This window comes from Candidatus Aquicultor secundus (genome assembly GCF_002791875.1).
Taxonomy (GTDB): domain Bacteria; phylum Actinomycetota; class Aquicultoria; order Aquicultorales; family Aquicultoraceae; genus Aquicultor_A; species Aquicultor_A secundus.
On record NZ_PFNG01000247.1, the window covers coordinates 1 to 1,447 of the forward strand.

Sequence of the window (1,447 nt, forward strand, 5' to 3'; positions counted from 1 at the left end):
GAAGTGAAGAATCTAGAGAGCAGTAAGCATTATTAGAAGTGAAAGTGTCTAAGCTTAGATAAAGCAAACACTTGATGAAGGTTTTAGCTGACAGCTGATCGCTATTATAAAACGGAAGAAGGCTTTTACAACATGATTGAACGATACTCGCTGCCCCGGATGAGGGCTATTTGGGAGCTTGAAAACAAGTTTGACACGTGGCTTCAGATAGAGATCTTGGCCACGAAAGCCCATGTGAAGCTAGGGGTAGTACCGCAGGAAGCGCTTGAGGAGATTAAAGCCAAGGCGGCCTTTAGCGTGGATCGCATCGAGGCGATCGAAGCCGAAACCCACCACGACGTAATCGCGTTTTTAACCAACCTGGCCGAAAACATCGGCCCCGCCTCACGGTACGTTCACTTCGGCCTTACTTCCTCGGATGTGGTCGATACCGGGCTTGCGGTGCAGATGAAGGATGCCATCGATATCATCATCGAGGATGTTCGTGACGTGATCGGCGTGTTGAAGAAAAAAGCCTTCGAGTACAAAGATACCGTTTCGGTCGGGCGCACTCACGGCGTCCATGCCGAGCCGATGAGCTTCGGCTTAAAGTTTGCCAACTGGGCGTTTGAGATGCACCGCAACCTAAACCGGCTTGAGCGCGCCAAAGCGGCGATGTCGGTCGGCAAGCTCTCCGGCGCGGTCGGTACGTACTCAAATATCGACCCGTGGGTCGAGGAATACGTCTGCGAGCGCTTAGGGCTCACCCCGGCGCCGATATCCACCCAGGTATTGCAGCGCGACCGGCATGCCGAGTACATGAGCGCGCTTGCCATCGTCGCGGCTACGATTGAAAAAATCGCCGTTGAGATTAGGGGACTGCAAAAAACCGATACGCGTGAGGTCGAAGAGCCGTTTGCAAAGGGGCAAAAAGGCTCGTCCGCCATGCCGCACAAGAGAAACCCGATAATAGCCGAGCGCCTTACAGGCCAGGCCAGGATTATCAGGGCGAACGCACTGGTAGCGTTTGAAAACGTCGCGCTCTGGCACGAGCGGGACATCTCCCACTCCTCGGTCGAGCGCGTCATCATCCCCGATAGCACGATACTTCTTGATTACATGCTTAACAAGCTTAAATGGCTTTTGGAAGGTCTCCTTGTCTATCCCGAGAACATGAAGAGAAACATCGAGCGCACCGGCGGGCTCATCTTCTCGTCACGCGTGCTCCTTGCCCTTGTCGAAAAAGGGATATCCAGGGAAGAAGCCTATGAGATCGTCCAGCGAAACGCCATGGCAACCTGGCGCGGTGAAGGCGAACTCAAAGACCTGCTTAAAAAGGATAAGCAAGCCGCGGAGCTGTTGGGTGATAAGGAACTCGATGAACTCTTCGACACCGCCTATTTCTTACGAAACGTCGGAATTATCTACGACCGCCTGGAGAAACTTGAGGACTAGCATCAGGGTCCAG

General features: G+C 53.4%; 1 protein-coding gene. It reads left to right on the forward strand.

The window, feature by feature from the left end; all coding sequences use genetic code 11:
• The first annotated feature begins 132 nt into the window (after nucleotides 1–132).
• A complete protein-coding gene (gene purB / locus COY37_RS10465; RefSeq protein ID WP_286679194.1) occupies nucleotides 133–1,434 on the forward strand; it encodes an adenylosuccinate lyase in 1,302 nt (433 codons plus the stop codon).
• Nucleotides 1,435–1,447: the final 13 nt, after the last annotated feature.